The following is a 16,407-nucleotide window of genomic DNA, read 5'->3' as shown; positions in this document are numbered from 1 at the left end:
CCCTTGGTCCTCACCTATTCGCCGGGCCAGGCCCTGGCGATATTGAGGAAATCATGCACATCGAGTTGCTCACCGCGGGCAGTGGGATCCACCCCTGCAGCTGTGATGACCTCAGACGCTGTGGCTGAATCACCGAAGACGACTGACAGAGACTGGCGCAGCATCTTGCGGCGTTGCTGGAACGCGGCGTCGACCAGGGCGAATGTCGCGAGCCTGAGCTCCTCGGACTCGAGGGACTCCTCACGACGTTCGAAGCCGACGAGGATCGAGTCGACGTTCGGCACCGGCCAGAACACCTGCCTGCTCACCTTGCCGACTGTCTTGAAGTCGCCGTACCAGGCCGCCTTCACGCTCGGACTTCCGTAGACCTTCGAGCCGGGAGGTGCAGCCAGACGTTCGCCGACCTCGGCCTGCACCATGACGACACCGGCCCGAATCGACGGGAAATGCTCGAGCAGGTGCAGCAGCACCGGCACTGACACGTTGTATGGCAGGTTCGCCACGAGACGCGACGGGTCGCCTGGCAGATCGAGGATGCGCAGCGCATCTTCGCGGATGACGGTGAGCGGCACTCCCGGCTGCATCAGTTCAACAGTCAGCGGCAGCTGCTCTGCCAAGCGGTTGTCGATCTCGACAGCGACGACGCGTGCGCCGGTCTCCAGCAAGCCGAGTGTCAGTGAGCCGAGGCCTGGACCGACTTCGAGCACAACGTCACCGGCAGCGACAGACGCCGACTTGACGATGCGTCGCACAGTGTTCGGATCGATGACGAAATTCTGTCCGAGCTTCTTGGTGGGGTTGACGCCCAGCATTTCAGCCAGGTCACGAATCTCAGCAGGGCCGAGCAGTGCGCTCTTGTTTTTGGCGGGTTCGGCGTGGCTGCCGCCCGCGGGAGTTGTCTCGCTCATGCGAGTCCCCCTTCGGGGCCAGACGGCGAGGTGAGGGGCGAGGGCTGAACCGTGACAGGTTCGGCATCCCACCGCCCATAGACGTATTCAGTGTTTGACGAGATCTGGGCGGCGAGCACAGTGACATCCGTTTCGAGGTGTTCAGCCATGGCGCGCAGCGTGTACGGCAACAGGTATGGCGCGTTGGGGCGGCCGCGGAACGGCGTTGGGGTGAGGTAAGGGGCGTCGGTTTCGACGAGGATAAGATTGCGCGGCGCGATAGACAGCGCCTCGCGGAGCGGCACAGCGTTCTTGAACGTCACAGTGCCAGAGAACGACATGTGCCAGCCGTTCTTGGCACAGATCCGTGCCATTTCGGCATCGCCGGAGAAACAGTGGAACACAGTCCGCTTTGGTGCCCCGACCCGCAGAAGCGTCGAAATGACAGCAGCGTGGGCATCCCTGTCATGGATCTGCAGGGCCAGGTTGTTGGCCTTGGCGATCTCGATGTGGGCTTCGAACGAACGCTGCTGGGCAGCACGACCCTCTTCCGGAGTCCGGAAGTAGTCGAGTCCCGTCTCACCGACCGCGGCAACCCTGGGCTTGGTGGCCAGTGATGCGATCTCGGCCAGGGCATCGTCGAGCGTTCCGGCAGCGTCAAGCTCAGGAGCGTCGTTCGGGTGAATTGCGACGGCAGCGAGCATCCGCGGCTCGTGTGCAGCCTGTTCGGCAGCCCAGCGTGAGCTTGCAACGTCTGTACCCACCTGCACTATGCCGCGGATGCCGACGCTCGATGCGCGATCGAGCTGCTCGGCGACCGACAGCGCGTACTCGCCATCCGCATAGTTCACGTGCGTGTGGTTGTCATACACGCCGACGACCAGCGGAACGGGCAGCGGCGGGTAACTCTGGTCGCGGGTGTCAGTCAAACGAAGCCTCGATGCGCGGGAACAGTGCTTCCAGAGGAGCGACGGTGTCGCCTCCCGTCCACTTCCATGCCTGGTCGATGCGCTGGTCGGTGACGTCGCCGGTGCCGCCGAGGGCGGTCCACAACTTCGCTGTCGCTTCGGGCACAACCGGGGAAAGCAGCACGGCAAGGGTACCGAGGCCCCGAAGCGCCGTGTAGAGCACGGTTTCGAGGCGAGCGCGGTTGGCGGGGTCCTTGGCGAGGCCCCACGGCTCCTGGCTGGTGATGTACCCGTTCAATTCGTCAACGAGTTCCCACACCGAAGCGATGGCTTCGTGGATGGCGAGACGCGAGATGGCGTCTACTGCGCCCTCAGTGGCACGCTTCTCTGTGGCAATGATCGCCTCGTCGTCCGCGGTGAACTCGCCGGGCGTCGGGATCGTGCCGTCGCAGTAGCGCACGACCATGGCGATGACGCGCGAGGCCAGATTACCGAAGCCGTTGGCCAGCTCTGCCTGATAGCGGGCAGACAGGTCTTCCCAGGAGAACGAGCCATCCTGACCAAAGGTGATTGCGCTCATGAAGTAGTAGCGGAACGCATCTGAGCCGAAGGTGTCAGTGATCTGCTGCGGCGCGATTCCGGTGAGCTTCGACTTCGACATCTTCTCGCCGCCGACGAGCAGCCAGCCGTGACCGAAGACCTGCTTGGGCACCTCGATGCCGGCGGCCATCAGCATTGCGGGCCAGATGACGGCGTGGAAACGGAGGATGTCTTTTCCGACGATGTGCGTTGCGGGCCACAGCGAAGCGAACTTCTCGTCGTCCTGGCCATAGCCGGCGGCGGTGATGTAGTTCAACAACGCGTCGAACCACACGTAGACAACGTGACTTTCGTCCCACGGCACCTTGATTCCCCAGTCGAAGCTGGAGCGCGAGATCGACAGGTCGGCCAGGCCGCGCTTGACGAAGGACAGCACCTCGTTGCGTGCCGATTCTGGCTGCACGAAGTTGGGATTCGATTCGTAGAGTTCAAGGAGGCGGTCGGTGAACGCGCTCATCTTGAAGAAGTAGTTCTTCTCGTGCAGGAGTTCGACCGGCTTGGAGTGGATCGCACAGACCTGCTGGCCCACGTACTCACCCGTGCCGTCGACGAGGTCGCTGGGCTGCTTGTATTCCTCGCAACCGACGCAGTAGAAGCCTTCGTATTCGCCCGTGTAGATGTGGCCTTCGTCGTGCAGGTGCTGCAGGAACTTCTGGGTATTGACCTCGTGGCGCTTCTCGGTTGTGCGGATGAAATCGTCGTTGGCGATGTTCACCGTCTCCAGAAGCGGCTTCCATGCGGTCTCAACCAAACGGTCTGCCCACTCCTGAGGAGTGACACCGTTTGCGGTTGCAGTGCGCAGGATCTTTTGTCCGTGCTCGTCTGTACCGGTGAGCAACCAGGTCTTGTCACCAGACTGGCGGTGCCAGCGTGCCAAGACATCAGCCGCAACTTCTGTGTACGCGTGCCCGATGTGCGGGACATCGTTCACATAGAAAATCGGAGTGGTGATGTAGAAAGAAGAGCCGTCGGACATGCTGACATCTTATTGCGAGCGGCGACCCTTCCTCTGCGTGTTACTCCCCGTCTTCCTTCTTGGGACGCTTCCCATGCAGGTGAAACAGGCCCTCATGCTGCTTTTCATGCTGCTTTTCATGCTGCTTGTCGTGCTCTGGCTCATGAGGGTTGTAGTGACCGATCACCGGAGGGAGCGCCTCCTCCTGGTGCGGAATCGGTGGCCGATTCGGGTCGTCTCGTGTCGCCTCAACCTCTCGGATGTCGACGCCGTGCACCTTCTGGTGCGAATAGCCGACGGGCAACATGCTCAACAGGATCTTGCCGTGCGCATGCCCAGCTTCGAGCTCCCGGTAGGCATCCTGCACCTGTCCGAGCAGATAGATCGCGGCAATCGGCAACGAGAGCTGACGATTGGCGATGTCGACAGCGATGCGCGCCATTACGCCGGTGTCAGCGGAATTCACAATGTCAAATGTCTCGTACACGTCATGCTTCAGCTCGACGTCGATGCCGTCAGGTGCCACTTCAGGGAGCCGAAGTGCCAGGTCCGGACCATGTTCAATGGGAATGACACCCCACTGACGCAGGTAGTCGAAGTTCTCACGGAGTGCTGTGCCGATGACCGTGGCACCACGCATCCGTGCCAGCTGGGCGGCCAATATCCCTACGCCACCCGCAGCGGCCTGGACAAGCACCGTCATTCCCGGCTTCGGACCTGCCGCCTCAACGGCCTCCCAAGCCGTGGCTCCAGAGAGGTACAGGCTTCCGGCCGCTTCCCAGGCAAGCCGATCCGGCTTGGCAATGATGTTCGCTGCCGGCACCGTCACATAACTGGCCTGCGCCCCATGCCTGACGTGGCCGATCACTGCATCGTTGATCGCCCAGCCGGTGACGCCTAATCCGACATCCGAAATGAATCCCGCAAAATCACTGCCCTGTGACTCGGGGAAATGCGGTGGCCATTTGTCGGCAAATCGACCTTCCCGGATGCTCGAGTCGATGGGATTGAGTCCGGCGGCCATCACCTGCACAACCACCTCGCCGGCGCCCGCGGCCGGCTTGACCATGTCGACGACTTCTAAGACATCGACCCCGCCGTATCGTGGATATTGAACCGCATATGGCATGTCGCACCCCGCATTCCCTGAAGCACCTGAGATTTACTCGGCTTCTTCAGTGTATGCCTGAGGTTTGGAGGCCCGAATAATTACTTCCTTTTCAAAGCTTCTTCGTACAGTTCACGCTTGCTGAGGCCTGTCGCTGCTGACACATCCGAGGCAGCATCCTTCAGGCGCGCACCACCGGCGACAAGCGAGAGCACCTCGTCGACACCTGCCCCGAGATCCATCACGCGGGGCTCTGCCCCGGCGACGACAACGCAGATCTCGCCCTTGACGCCCTTGGTCGCCCACTCAGCCAATTCCTTGACTGTTCCACGCTTGACCTCTTCGAAGAATTTCGTCAGCTCGCGGCAGACGACGACTCTCCGGTCGTCGCCGAGCACGGTGGCCATGTCGGCCAGTGATGCAGCGAGGCGGTTGGGCGACTCGAAGAACACCATGGTGCGCGGCTCTGTGGCCAGCTCCCTGAGCGTGCCCCGACGATCGCCGGGCTTCCTGGGCAGGAATCCTTCAAAGGTGAACCTGTCGGTCGGGAGTCCAGAGACCGCAAGCGCGGTCAACACGGCTGATGGGCCAGGCAGAGCAGTCACCACGACACCGGCGGCGGCCGCGGTATCCACGAGGTGAAAACCAGGGTCTGAGACCGTCGGCATGCCAGCATCACTCAAGACCAGGACATCCGTTTCGCGCGCTAGCTCCACAAGCTCTGCTGCTTTGTCGCGCTCGTTGTGGTCGTGCAGGCTGATGAGCTTCGGCCGGTTCTCGATGCCGAGCGCCTTCAGCAGGTGCACGGTCACCCTGGTGTCTTCTGCGGCGATGACTGTCGCCGAGCCCAATGCCTCTACCAGGCGCGTCGTGACGTCACCGAGGTTTCCGATGGGTGTTGCAGCCAGAATGATCATGTGTCCAGTCTCCCAGCCTCAGGGCGTGTCCGCTCTCACTACGATGGTCAGGTGCTCAGAACACAAAGCTGGTTCCGCGCTGTCGGCCCCCTCGCAGTGATGCTGCTTGCATCGATTCTCAGATTGTGGAACCTCGGCAGCCCGAACACCCTCGTGTTCGACGAAACCTTCTATGTGAAGGACGCCTGGACGCTGTTCAATAACGGCTACGAATCGAGCTGGCCGGAGAACGCCGATCAGCAGTTCGCGTCTGGCAATACCCAGATCTTCTCGACTGATCCCTCATTCGTGGTGCATCCGCCGCTCGGCAAATGGCTGATCGCCCTCGGGATGGCAGCATTCGGTGCTGAGAACAGCTGGTCGTGGCGCATCGTCACGGCGATCGTGGGCATTCTGGCCGTCGGCTTGATCATGGTGATCGCGAACAAGCTCTTCAACAGTGTGCTGCTGGCCACCGTTGCCGGATTCCTGATGGCCATCGATGGACACGCGATAGTGATGTCCAGGATCGCCCTGCTCGACAACTATGTGATGTTCTTCGCCCTGCTCGGTTTCGGCGCGGTCCTCATGGACAGACAATGGCATCAGAGTCGGCTTGCCGCCTGGCTGGCCGAATCCCGCGAACGCGGTGACGAGCCGACCTGGGGCCCGACGCTATGGTGGCGTCCCTGGCTTCTGGCCGCGGGACTCGCCTTCGGTCTCACCTCATCGGTGAAATGGTCAGGTCTCTACTTTCTTGCTGCGTTCGGCGTCTACGTCGTCGTCGTCGACGCCCTCGCGAGAAGACGCGCCGGCGTGCCGTTCTGGCTCAGCGCGGCACTCTTGAAACAGGCTCCGGCCAACTTCCTGCTGATGGTGCCGATCGCCATTGTCACGTTCCTCGTTTCATGGACAGGCTGGTTCGTCACGAGCGGGGGCTACTACCGCAACTGGGCAGATTCAGACGGTGCGGCCTGGACCGGAGCGCTGGCCTGGGTACCGCATTCGCTGCAGAGCTTCTGGCACTACCAGGTTGCCGCCTACACGTACCACGTCGGTTTGCAGTCCCCACATCCGTACCAGGCGAACCCACTGACGTGGCTGCTGATGATTCGGCCGACAAGCATGTACTACCTCGGCTCGAAAAACGGCGAGAACGGCTGCACCTTCGACAGCTGCTCAGAGGCGATCACCTCGATCGGCAATCCGATCATCTGGTGGGCAGCGACTGCAGCACTGATTTACCTCGTTTACCGTCTGGCCCGCTATCGCGAGTGGCAAGTCGGCCTGATCCTGATGGGCATCGTCGCCGGCTACCTGCCCTGGCTGATGTACCTGCACCGCACCGTCTTCCAGTTCTACACAATCGCGTTCGAGCCATATCTGCTGCTCGGACTCACGTTCGTCATCGGGCTGATACTCGGCAAACCCACAGACGATCCTGAGCGCCGAAAAGTCGGTGGTCGCGTCGTGGTGGTCTTTCTGGTGATCGCGACACTCGTGTCCGCCTTCTATTTCCCCCTGTGGACAGGGATACAGACTCCGTTCCAGTTCTGGCAGCTCCATATTTGGCTACCGAGCTGGCGATAGCCAGAGCGGCATACATTCCATTTTTGGAATATTACGGCTGTGAAACAGGTGAGAATTGCAGGCTTCTGCGGACTATTTCCCCCTAGGATGACCAGTATCTGCACCGCGAGTATTTGCTCAATCTCCGACTGAGAAGTCAACGGAAACCGGAGGCCTCATGTCGGAAGCCATTTCTGCCGCCCCCACCGTTCGCATCGTCAAGACGCGCCCCGGTGGTGACCGCAAGAACCCCACAACCGAGTATTCAGCCCTGCTGAATACCGTGCGCAATCTGGGCCTGCTGCGACGTCGCACCGGCTTCTACTGGATGATGTTCTCGATCCTCGTCGTCGCCCTCGCAGGCGCGGTGACCGGCTTCATCCTTTTGGGTGACACCTGGTACCAGCTCCTGATCGCCGGCGCACTCGGCATCATCCTCACCCAGTTCGCTTTTCTCGCCCACGAAGCCTCGCACCGCGCAGTGTTCGAATCAGGCAAGGCGAACGACCGGGCCGGCCGCGTCCTCGCCAACCTCTTCGTGGGCATCAGCTACGCCTGGTGGATGACCAAGCACTCGCGTCACCACGCCAACCCCAACGTCATTGGTAAAGACCCCGACATCGAAGTCGACACCATCCGCTTCACCGAAGAAGATGCGTCAAAGGTCAACCGCTTCATGGCGCTGATCACTCGCAAGCAGGGCTACCTTTTCTTCCCGCTGCTGACGCTCGAAGGCCTCAACCTGCACGCGCACGGCTTCCGTACGGTCTTCGGTCGCGGAAAGGTCGACAAGCGTTGGGTCGAGATCAGCATGCTGACCACCCGCATGGCGCTTTACATCGCAGCGATCTTCTACTTCCTGCCGCTCGGAATGGCCTTCGCCTTCATCGGCGTGCAGATGGCTGTCTTCGGTGTCTACATGGGCGCGTCGTTCGCTCCGAACCACAAGGGCATGCCGCTGCTGCCGCACGACAGCAAGGTCGACTTCTTGCGTCGCCAGGTACTTACCTCGCGCAACATTCGCGGCGGCACCTTCATGGATACCTTCATGGGCGGCCTGAACTACCAGGTTGAGCACCACCTGTTCCCGAACATGTCCCGGCCGAGCCTGCGTAAGGCGCAGGAGATCACCAAGGAATACTGCAAGTCTCACAACATTCTCTACACGGAAACCTCGCTGGTTGAGTCGTACGGCATTGTCGTCCAGTACCTGAACAAGGTCGGCCTCTCGGCCCGCGACCCGTTCGACTGCCCGATGGTGAGAAGCTTCCGCACTCACTGATCCAGCGCGACAGCACGTCGGCAGGAAGCCATGTGACGACACCGTAAGGTGGAAGTCATGTGGCTTCCTGGCTTTGGTGTCGCGGCCGTGGCCGCTCTACTTGCCTGGGGAATCCACCTGCTGTTCCCAGCTGTACCGCTGCTGACTGCGGCTGTCGCCCTCGGGATCATCGTCGCCCAGATCCCCGCAGCCCGGCCTGCACTCAGCGGTGTACTCGCGCCTGGGCTTTCGCTCGCCTCCAAGCGCCTGATGCGCATCGGCATCGTACTGCTGGGGCTCAAACTGAGCATCTTCGACATCGCCGGCCTCGGCTGGGTGGCCATCGCTACGACGATTGCCGTCGTGCTCCTCACCTTCGCGGGCACGTACTGGCTCGGACGCTGGTTCAAGCTGCCCGGCCACCAGCCCTTGCTGATCGCCACCGGATTTTCGATCTGTGGAGCATCAGCGATCGGCGCGATGAGCGGCGTGGTCAAGGCCAAGGACGAAGAGACAGCCACTCCGGTCGCGCTGGTGACCCTCTGCGGGACGCTGGCGATCGGTGTGCTGCCGCTGCTGTGGCATCCGCTCGGACTGTCGTCACTGCAGTACGGACACTGGGTGGGCGCCAGCGTGCACGATGTCGGCCAGGTCGTAGCGACGGCGCAGATCGCCGGATCGGCAGCCCTCGCCGTGGCCATCGTCGTCAAGCTCACCCGGGTGCTGATGCTGGCACCGATCGTGGCAGTCGCCTCGATTGTCGAGCATCGCAAGCACACCGCAGCCCTGGCCGACGGCACAGCGACTGACACCGCATCGAAGCGTCCACCGATCGTGCCACTCTTCGTGGCAGGCTTCATTGCAGCGGTATTGATTCGCTCATTCATTCCGCTGCCAGAAGCAGTGCTTGACGCTGCAGACACCGCGCAGACCGCGCTGCTCGCCATGGCTTTGTTCGGTTTGGGCTCTGCGGTGCGCCTGGGCGCGCTGGTCAAGACCGGTGGACGCGCCCTCGGAGTCGGGCTGCTCTCCTGGCTGCTCGTCGCAGCGCTCGCGTTCGGTGCGGTGCAGCTGGGCTGAGGCTAGTGGTCGACGAGCTTGAGGCCGATGACACAGCCGATCAAGCCGAGGATCAGCAGCACTTTGATGAGCGATGCCGGTTCGCCGCCGAAGATCATGGCGTACGTGACGGTCAACGCCGCACCGATGCCGACCCAGACGCCGTATGCGGTGCCCGTTGAGATGTCACGCATCGCCATGGCCAGTCCGCCCATGCTCAGAATAAGTCCGACCCCGAAGATTACTGTCGGCCAGAGCTTCGTGAAGCCCTCAGATTTTCCGAGTGCTGTTGCCCATACGGCTTCGAGCACGCCTGACGCAATAAGGATGATCCACGACATTTTTAGTCACTCCTGTGGCCAGTCTTGTCGCATTCCGGGTACTGATCCGTCGTCCGGGGCCGCTGTTCGCAACCTGTGAATCAGCCTAACCGACAGGACTGTGCAGGCGCTGTGCAGCGGTTCTTGCTGAAGGGGTCAGGGGCGAGCGAGCACGAACTGCCCGATGTCGAACTGCTGGGGTGCCCCCGTTGCCAGATCGGCCAGTATCCGCCCGACAGTTGGCGTGAACTTGAAGCCGTGGCCGCTGAACCCCGCGCCCACGATGACCGGTCCGACGCGGTCGAGTACGAAGTTCTCATCAGCCGTCGTCGTGTATGTGCAGCTCACCGGTTCAAGCGCCTCGGGGTCGGCACCGGGCAACCAGTCCCGCACGTAACGCTGCAGGGCAACGAGTTGAGCGGGTTCCGGAAGGAAGGTGCGCGCGTCTGGGTCGGTTACCGGACCGACTCCGTGCCAGCCGGCCTTCACGCCCTGACCCGGCGTGTACATGCCGTACACCGCTGAGTACCAGTAGTCGCGGGCTGCGGGATCGATGGCGTGGTTGAAGCCAGGCCACTGGGTCGCTGCCCGGGTGTCGGCATCCGCTGACTGGTCGCGCAGCGCGAAGTGGGCAGGCTGTTCCTGCGTGACGACGAGACGCGGCAACGCGACCAGGCCCTCCAGGAGTGTGGTCGTCCAAGCGCCGACGGTGACCACTGCTCGGTTGGCAATGATGGTCTCGGTCTCGCCGTCAGGACCCGTCACAGTGACCTCGACGCGGTCGTCGTCGATCACGTCGATGCGGATGGCCCGAGTGCCGTGCCTCACCTCAGCTCCGTGCGAGCGTGCGGCTGCCTGCATGGCCTCCACAGCAGCATCCGCATTCAGCCGACCGGCATCCGGCGTGTAGAGCACCCGACCGTCGAAACGGATGCCGGGCCAGCGCTCCCCCGCGGCCTCAGGAGTGAGGAACTCCGCCCCGAAGCCGATACCGGCCAGAGCCAGGGCAACGTCGTCGAATGCCGGGTTTCGACCGTGGTTCACGATGCCGACCTGATCGAGCAGGTGGCTATCCGATTCGGCTTCCAACTCACGCCAGAGCGGCAGCGCCTCAGCGAGCATCGCAACGTAGGTCGGGTCGGAATATGAGGTATTAAAGTTGCGCGATGCGCCGTGCGAGGCGCCGTTCAGGTGCCCGGGTGTGAAACGCTCGAGCAGGGCGACCGACCTGCCGCGCCTGGCCAGCTGCCACGCCGTCGCCGAGCCCATGGCTCCGCCGCCGATAACTACCGTTTCAACCTGTGTGCCCATGTGACAATCCTGCCGTACTCCTCCATTTCGTCCGGTTACGTTACCGTCTGCGACCGTGACGCTGCCCCGCTAGCGTGATGCCATGGCAGATCGCGAGTACGGCTTCAGCACGCGTGCAATTCACGCAGGCAACATCCCTGACCCGGTGACGGGAGCGCGTGCGCTTCCGATCTATCAGACGAGTGCATTTGTCTTCGATGACACAGCGGATGCCGCTGCGCGCTTCGCCCTGCAGAAGTACGGCAACGTGTACTCGCGTCTGGGCAACCCCACTGTTGCAAGCTTCGAGGAGCGCATCGCGAGCCTTGAGGGTGGTCTCGGTGCCGTCGCGACGGCCAGTGGATTGTCTGCGCAGTACATCACATTCGCCAGCCTGGTCGGTGCTGGCGACCACATCGTGTCGTCGGCGAACCTCTATGGCGGCTCGATCACGCAGCTTGACGTGACCCTGCGCCGCTTCGGTGTCGACACGACATTTGTGCAGGGTTCTGACCCGGCCGATTATGCTGCGGCGATTACCGACAAGACCAAGTTGATCTTCGCTGAGACGGTGGCGAACCCCTCAGGTGAGATCGCCGACATCGAAGGCCTGGCCGCCGTCGCCCATGCTGCCGGCATCCCTCTCATCATCGACTCGACGGTAGCGACCCCCTACCTCACCAGGCCCATCGAGTGGGGCGCTGACATCGTCATCCACTCCGCCACAAAGTTCCTCGGCGGACACGGCACCACACTCGGCGGCGTCGTTATTGAGAGTGGCAGGTTCAACTGGCACAGCGACAAGTTCCCGCTGTTCGGCGAGCCGGTGCCGAGCTATGGCGGACTTGAGTGGTCTGGCAACTTCGGCGAGTACGCATTCCTCACCCGGCTGCGCGCCGAGCAGCTGCGCGACATCGGGCCATCGCTTGCCCCGCACTCAGCGTTCCTGCTCGCGCAGGGCGTCGAAACTCTGCCGTACCGCATGCAAGCCCACGTGAACAATGCCCGCATCGTTGCAGAGTGGCTGGATGCCGACCCGCGCGTCGACTACGTCAACTGGGCCGGACTGCCGAGTCACCCGCACTACGAGCGTGGGCTCAAATACCTGCCCAAGGGCCCTGGCTCCGTCTTCGCCTTCGGCGTGAAGGGCGGTCGGGATGCCGGTCGCACGTTCATCGAGTCTGTCGACCTGGCCAGCCACCTGGCCAACATCGGTGATGCCAAGACCCTGGTGATCCACCCGGCATCCACCACGCACGCCCAGCTGAGCGAGGAACAATTGATCAACGCGGGAGTGCTGCCAGGACTGGTGCGACTGAGCGTCGGCATCGAAGATGTCGACGACATCATCTACGACCTCGACCAGGCACTCGCGAAGGCAGCGGGAGGTACCAATTGAGCACTATCGAGACGGCCACAGTCGAATCCTCCGAATCCCAGACTGTTCAGCTTGCCAACGGTCTGAGCTGTGACGTTCCGGCCGACTCACCGCTGGCCAAGCTGCTGCGCTCCCAGCGCACCTGGGTCGGTCCCGATGCCAAGGCCCGCCTGAAACTGCTGCGCGAGGCGAAGTCGATCGCCATCGTCGGCGCATCGCCCAACCCGGCACGGTCGAGCTATTTCGTCGGTACATACCTACAGCAGTCGAGCGACTACCGCGTGTACTTCGTCAACCCGAACGCCGACACCATCCTCGGCCAGAAGGCGTACCCCGACCTGGCCTCGCTGCCCGAGGTACCTGACATCGTTGATGTCTTCCGCCGTGGAAGCGACATCCCCTCCGTCATCGATGATGTGCTGGCGATCGGCGCCCCGACGATCTGGGTGCAGCTCGGCATCTGGAACCAGGATGCCGCAGAGTACGGCGAGTCCAAGGGGCTCAATGTCGTGATGGATCGCTGCATCAAGATCGAGCACGCGCGCTTCAACGGCGGGCTACACCTTCTCGGTTTCGACACAGGGCAGATCACCGCTCGAAAGACGATTCGCTAGACAGCATCCGCTGGCGGCAGCATCCGCCGAGAATCGCCGCTCCGGCCCTGAATCGCCGTTCCAACGGCGAGCCTCGGTCGTAGTGGCGACGCTCGGTGCACGGAGGCCCGAACAGGGCGACCGTGACCAGGATGCCCGACACTGCCGCCGCTCCACACGCTACCGCGGATGACACGGCTCGCTAGGATCAGCAGAGTGGATTCTTCTGGCGAGGCGCGCGTTCGCGTTGCGGTTCTTGGCCCTGTCCTGGTCGAAGATCGTCGCGGTGCGCTCGTTCCCCCTCATGGTGCACGCGGCAGCGCCCTCGTGCAGGCACTCGCCCTCTCTCGCACGCATGCTCTCTCCGGCGCCGCCCTCATCGACGAGCTGTGGGCAGACGAGCAGCCAGTCAATGCGCGGGCAGCCCTGCAGACCCTCGTCTCGCGGTTGCGTGCCGTCGCCGCCGATGGCTTGATCGCGTCGACCGAGAATGGCTATCGCTTGGCGACCCAGCCGGGTACCACCGATTTTGACCTCGCCCGCGCCCTCCGCAACCGCGCGGATTCGCTGACCGCAACGGACCCGGCCGCCGCCCTGGCGCTGGTCGAACAGGCGCTCGCCCTGTGGCGCGCAGAGCCGAGTGAACTGCCTGCACCGACCGTTGACATCCACCGCTCGCTCACCCGCACGCGCGCCGCGCTCCTGGCCACGCTCGGCAACGACGCTGCAGCCCTCGTCGCATGGAATGCCCTGGCAGAGGAATCCCCTTTCGATGAGAGCGTGGCCCTCGAGCGGATGCGCGCGCTCACCCGACTCGGACGCCGCGGCGATGCCCTGCTCGTCTTCAGCGAATTCCGTTCCCGGTTGCGTGACGCGCTCGGCAGCTCTCCCTCTGCCGCGCTGGTGTCGTTCAATACGCGACTGCTGCAGGACGATGGCGATGGTGACGGCGCTGCGGAGAGTTCGGCGGCGCCTGGGTTATCGGTGTTGGCACCCGCGCCCGCGCAGGTATTGATCGGGCTGCGCAACCCGCCGAACCAGCTAGTGGGGCGTGATGAGGACATCCGTCATATCGAGCACGCGCTCACGAGTACGCGCCTCGTCACGATTCTGGGCGCTGGTGGACTCGGTAAAACCCGACTGGCCCAGGAACTGGCGCACCGCTCGAGCGCCCCCGCAGTGATCGTCGTTGAGCTGGCCAGCGTCGGCTCAGACGAGGATGTCACCTTTGCGCTGGCATCCACGCTCGGGATCAGCGAGCGGATGCCCGGCCAGCGCCTCGCGGACGCCCCCGTCAACGATCTGCGGTCGCTCATCATTCGTCAGCTCAGCGAGCGAGAGACCCTGCTCGTCGTCGACAACTGTGAGCACGTCATCGATGGCGCCGCACGCTGGGTGTCGGACATCCTGGCGAGCACCTCGACAGTGCGGGTGATCGCGACGAGTCGCAGCCCGCTCGGCATCGGCAGCGAACGGGTCTACCCGCTCGAACCGCTGGCCAGCACCGCGGACGGCGGCACGAATGGCGGCACGGCTGGCGGCACGGACACAGTCGGCGGCGAGCACCAGGGACCGGCCGTCCGCCTGTTTTGCGAACGTGCCCGCGCAGCTCGGCCCGGCGTCGCGCTGCCCATCGACACCATCGCGCGGCTCTGCACCCGTCTCGACGGTCTGCCCCTGGCCATCGAGTTGGCCGCGGCGCGCGTGCGATCCATGTCGGTCGACGAGATCGAACGCCGCTTGGGAGACCGGTTCGCGCTCCTCGTCGGCGGCGACCGTGCTGCCGCGGAGCGTCATCGCACCCTGCAGGCCGTCATCGACTGGAGCTGGAACCTGCTCTCCCCCGTCGAACAAGCTGCTCTGCGACGGTTGGCGCTTTTTCCCGACGGTTTCGGCGAAGAAGCGGCCCACCGCGTCGCGCTGCTCGGCGTTCACACCGATGACCCCGCCGCCGTTCTCGACATCCTCGATGCCCTTGTGTCCCAATCGCTGCTCGGCGTACACGAAGACTCGATGACAGGCCAACTCCGCTATCGGATGCTGGAGACGGTGCGGGAATTCGGCGCCCGAGAACTCAGCCGGGCCGGTGAAGACCAGGTGGCCCAGCAGGCCATCTTTGACTGGGCAGAGTCGTTCTCGCTCTCCGCTTTCCCCCGTTTGGATGGCCACACCCAGCTGGAACAGTACGTCCAGATCCGCCTGGAACATGACACGCTGCTCTGGACCCTGCGTCAATCCCTCGCTGCCGATCGACCGGATGTCGTGGCAAGCGTCTTCGCCGTTCTCGGTTTCTACTGGAACATGCGCGGAAACCACAGCGAAGTCATGTCATTCGCACCGAACGTGCTGCGCGTCATGCGCGGTTACGAACCGGATGCCCGGCGTGCGGAATCGACGCTGGCCTCCGCCATTCTTGTCGCCACCATCCTACTCCTTGAAGGCAACCGTAACGGAGCCGTCGCGCTCGGCACGGTGCGAAAACTGGCGGCAAACGGGCATCCGGTCTCCCTGCGCCTTGCCACTCTTGCCCGATTCCTGGTGCGGAGCTCCGACCGCCAGGGCTCCGTTGCTGAACTCACCACGATGCAGATCTCCAGCGATCCATCGACAGCGCTGATCGGTCATCTGATCGGCGTCCAGCTCGCCGAGAATGATGGCGACCTTGACCTGGCCCAGCGGCTGGGCGCCAGGGCGTGGCAGTTGGCAACGGAGCGGGGTGATGTGTGGATCTCGTCGATGTCGGCGATGCTGATGGGGCAACTCGCCAGCCAGAACAACCAGCCGACGGATGCCCTCGGCTGGATCGATCGCGCGGCCGCAGGCCTCAGCGCGCTCAGCGCAGACGAAGACGTCAGGCAGCTGCTGTGGATGAAGGGCGCCAACCTTGTATCCATCGGCAAGCTGGATGAGGCCACGGCTGTCTTCGACGGATTCAGCGGCATCACCGCAGCTTCGCCTTCCTCCACTCCTGATGGACTGGACCTGCGCTCTGTGACGATGGCAGGGCACGCGGAGATTGCCCGGGCACGCGGCCGATTCGATGAGGGAGCCGCGCTGTACCTCGCCGCTATCCAGATGCATGTCACCGGCAGGGAACGCACGTCACCCTGGTTCACAATGCTGGGAGCCGCCCTGATCTCGGCATGGGTGGGCGATGGAACGGGAGAGCCGGAGCAGATCGCCGCACACGCCAGGGTCCTTCGAGCCCGCGTGCTTGCCGTGCACAGGGCCAGACCTGGTTTTGTCGACAAGCCAGTGCTCGGCACCGCGGCGATCGGCTACGCCGTCTGGGCGATGACCGTGCCCGCCATGGCCGACCAGGGGCTGGAACTGCTCGCGTTGGCCGAGGCCATCCACGGCAGGCAGGACCTGCCAGTGCTGCACTTGGATGCCCACTTCTTCCGTGTGGCCGCGCAGTTTTCGGCGGAGCAGATTGCCGGCATGCGGGCAGCCGCTGCAGCGCTCACGCTCAGTGAGCGCGCCATGCGAGCGCACGAGTTGTTCGCGCGTCCGATGTATGTGGGGTGAGGCGCTTCGCCCACGCTGCTCTCCCACCGCCGCTGCTCTCCCACCGCCGCTGCTC

At 63.4% G+C, this 16,407-nt stretch carries 13 protein-coding genes and 1 riboswitch; of the genes, 6 read left to right on the top strand and 7 right to left on the bottom strand.

All coding sequences use genetic code 11. The annotated features are described in order from the left end of the window. Positions 1-14: 14 nt before the first annotated feature. From rsmA to rsmI, 5 genes are all read right to left on the bottom strand, one after another. The gene (rsmA, locus tag ACMT3I_RS02200; protein ID WP_414802804.1) at positions 15-908 is read right to left on the bottom strand and encodes a 16S rRNA (adenine(1518)-N(6)/adenine(1519)-N(6))-dimethyltransferase RsmA; all 894 of its coding nucleotides are present in this window, start codon (positions 906-908) and stop codon (positions 15-17) included. Next, positions 905-1,816 carry a TatD family hydrolase gene (locus ACMT3I_RS02195; protein WP_414802803.1) on the bottom strand — a complete coding sequence of 304 codons (912 nt, stop codon included), beginning with the start codon at positions 1,814-1,816 and terminating at the stop codon, positions 905-907. Before ACMT3I_RS02195 ends, rsmA begins: the two co-directional genes overlap by 4 nt. Beyond that, positions 1,809-3,371 (bottom strand): methionine--tRNA ligase, encoded by a 1,563-nt coding sequence (gene metG / locus ACMT3I_RS02190; protein WP_414802802.1) that lies wholly within the window; start codon positions 3,369-3,371, stop codon positions 1,809-1,811. The genes ACMT3I_RS02195 and metG overlap by 8 nt, the downstream gene beginning before the upstream one ends. Before the next feature lie 40 nt (positions 3,372-3,411). After that, on the bottom strand, positions 3,412-4,479 hold the full coding sequence (locus ACMT3I_RS02185) for an NADP-dependent oxidoreductase (RefSeq protein ID WP_414802801.1): 1,068 nt from the start codon (positions 4,477-4,479) through the stop codon (positions 3,412-3,414). An 80-nt stretch (positions 4,480-4,559) separates the two neighbouring features. Continuing rightward, complete coding sequence (gene rsmI, locus ACMT3I_RS02180) at positions 4,560-5,375, bottom strand: 16S rRNA (cytidine(1402)-2'-O)-methyltransferase (RefSeq protein WP_414802800.1); 816 nt, start codon at positions 5,373-5,375, stop codon at positions 4,560-4,562. A 51-nt stretch (positions 5,376-5,426) separates the two neighbouring features. On the opposite strand from rsmI, the gene ACMT3I_RS02175 reads away from it, so the two are divergent. The 3 genes from ACMT3I_RS02175 (at position 5,427) to ACMT3I_RS02165 (ending at position 9,264) form a co-directional block, all read left to right on the top strand. Then, positions 5,427-6,944: a dolichyl-phosphate-mannose--protein mannosyltransferase gene (locus ACMT3I_RS02175; RefSeq protein WP_414802799.1), complete on the top strand. Its 1,518-nt coding sequence runs from the start codon at positions 5,427-5,429 to the stop codon at positions 6,942-6,944. A 157-nt stretch (positions 6,945-7,101) separates the two neighbouring features. After that, entirely contained in the window at positions 7,102-8,205 is a 1,104-nt protein-coding gene (locus ACMT3I_RS02170) for a fatty acid desaturase family protein (RefSeq protein WP_414802798.1), read from the top strand. A 57-nt stretch (positions 8,206-8,262) separates the two neighbouring features. Then, positions 8,263-9,264 carry a YeiH family protein gene (locus ACMT3I_RS02165; RefSeq protein WP_414802797.1) on the top strand — a complete coding sequence of 334 codons (1,002 nt, stop codon included), beginning with the start codon at positions 8,263-8,265 and terminating at the stop codon, positions 9,262-9,264. Positions 9,265-9,266: 2 nt separating this feature from the next. Here the strand turns inward: ACMT3I_RS02165 and ACMT3I_RS02160 are convergent, their stop codons facing one another. Both ACMT3I_RS02160 and ACMT3I_RS02155 read right to left on the bottom strand, forming a co-directional pair. Next, positions 9,267-9,584: a DMT family transporter gene (locus tag ACMT3I_RS02160; protein ID WP_414802796.1), complete on the bottom strand. Its 318-nt coding sequence runs from the start codon at positions 9,582-9,584 to the stop codon at positions 9,267-9,269. A gap of 13 nt (positions 9,585-9,597) precedes the next feature. After that, a riboswitch (guanidine-III (ykkC-III) riboswitch) is annotated at positions 9,598-9,661 on the bottom strand. Positions 9,662-9,719: 58 nt separating this feature from the next. Further along, a complete protein-coding gene (locus ACMT3I_RS02155; protein ID WP_414802795.1) occupies positions 9,720-10,874 on the bottom strand; it encodes an FAD-dependent oxidoreductase in 1,155 nt (384 codons plus the stop codon). A gap of 82 nt (positions 10,875-10,956) precedes the next feature. Here ACMT3I_RS02155 and ACMT3I_RS02150 point away from each other — a divergent pair, with 82 nt between their 5' ends. The 3 genes from ACMT3I_RS02150 (at position 10,957) to ACMT3I_RS02140 (ending at position 16,352) form a co-directional block, all read left to right on the top strand. Then, complete coding sequence (locus tag ACMT3I_RS02150) at positions 10,957-12,252, top strand: O-acetylhomoserine aminocarboxypropyltransferase/cysteine synthase family protein (protein WP_414802794.1); 1,296 nt, start codon at positions 10,957-10,959, stop codon at positions 12,250-12,252. Next, positions 12,249-12,845, top strand: a complete 597-nt coding sequence (locus tag ACMT3I_RS02145) for a CoA-binding protein (RefSeq protein ID WP_414802793.1) — start codon at positions 12,249-12,251, stop codon at positions 12,843-12,845. Before ACMT3I_RS02150 ends, ACMT3I_RS02145 begins: the two co-directional genes overlap by 4 nt. Before the next feature lie 195 nt (positions 12,846-13,040). Beyond that, positions 13,041-16,352: an ATP-binding protein gene (locus ACMT3I_RS02140; RefSeq protein ID WP_414802792.1), complete on the top strand. Its 3,312-nt coding sequence runs from the start codon at positions 13,041-13,043 to the stop codon at positions 16,350-16,352. Positions 16,353-16,407 lie beyond the last annotated feature (55 nt).

Origin of the sequence: Leifsonia sp. A12D58 (assembly GCF_047530025.1) — a bacterium.
Taxonomy (GTDB): domain Bacteria; phylum Actinomycetota; class Actinomycetes; order Actinomycetales; family Microbacteriaceae; genus Cryobacterium.
The sequence above is the reverse complement of the archived record's forward strand: the minus strand, read 5'-3'. Positions and strand labels throughout refer to the sequence as shown.

What these genes read in the sequence shown, in the direction of transcription:
- ACMT3I_RS02170 (WP_414802798.1), top strand. Translation starts at nt 7,102, where the DNA reads ATGTCGGAAGCCATTTCTGCCGCCCCCACCGTTCGCATCGTCAAGACG.
- ACMT3I_RS02155 (WP_414802795.1), bottom strand. Translation starts at nt 10,874, where the DNA reads ATGGGCACACAGGTTGAAACGGTAGTTATCGGCGGCGGAGCCATGGGC.
- ACMT3I_RS02150 (WP_414802794.1), top strand. Translation starts at nt 10,957, where the DNA reads ATGGCAGATCGCGAGTACGGCTTCAGCACGCGTGCAATTCACGCAGGC.
- ACMT3I_RS02185 (WP_414802801.1), bottom strand. Translation starts at nt 4,479, where the DNA reads ATGCCATATGCGGTTCAATATCCACGATACGGCGGGGTCGATGTCTTA.
- metG (WP_414802802.1), bottom strand. Translation starts at nt 3,371, where the DNA reads ATGTCCGACGGCTCTTCTTTCTACATCACCACTCCGATTTTCTATGTG.
- ACMT3I_RS02160 (WP_414802796.1), bottom strand. Translation starts at nt 9,584, where the DNA reads ATGTCGTGGATCATCCTTATTGCGTCAGGCGTGCTCGAAGCCGTATGG.
- rsmI (WP_414802800.1), bottom strand. Translation starts at nt 5,375, where the DNA reads ATGATCATTCTGGCTGCAACACCCATCGGAAACCTCGGTGACGTCACG.
- ACMT3I_RS02165 (WP_414802797.1), top strand. Translation starts at nt 8,263, where the DNA reads ATGTGGCTTCCTGGCTTTGGTGTCGCGGCCGTGGCCGCTCTACTTGCC.
- rsmA (WP_414802804.1), bottom strand. Translation starts at nt 908, where the DNA reads ATGAGCGAGACAACTCCCGCGGGCGGCAGCCACGCCGAACCCGCCAAA.